The organism is Pseudoalteromonas sp. S16_S37, assembly GCF_014694405.1.
Taxonomy (GTDB): Bacteria; Pseudomonadota; Gammaproteobacteria; order Enterobacterales; family Alteromonadaceae; genus Pseudoalteromonas.
In genome coordinates this window covers 1-286 of record NZ_JAAUWV010000236.1, presented here as the reverse complement: position 1 = coordinate 286, position 286 = coordinate 1, and the positions used below count along the sequence as shown (strand labels likewise).

Genomic DNA, 286 nt, shown 5'->3' with positions numbered 1-286 from the left:
AAGATACACCGATGGATTTAGTTAACCGTCAATTTGTCGCTGAGCAGCCTAATCAGCTTTGGGTTGCTGATATCACTTACGTCGCTACATGGAGTGGATTTGTTTACGTGGCCTTCGTAATAGACGTATTTTCTCGATACATTGTGGGCTGGCGCGTATCAACAACGATGCACACAGGGCTTATTCTTGACGCGTTAGAACAAGCAATTTGGCATCGTGGTAAAACAGAAGGGTTGATCCATCACAGCGACAGAGGGAGCCAATACTTGTCTATTAGATACAGTGA

General features: G+C 44.8%; 1 protein-coding gene. It reads left to right on the top strand.

From position 1 onward, the window contains the following. On the top strand, positions 1–286 hold a 286-nt coding region (locus HC733_RS22775), incomplete at both ends, for a DDE-type integrase/transposase/recombinase (RefSeq protein ID WP_190367227.1).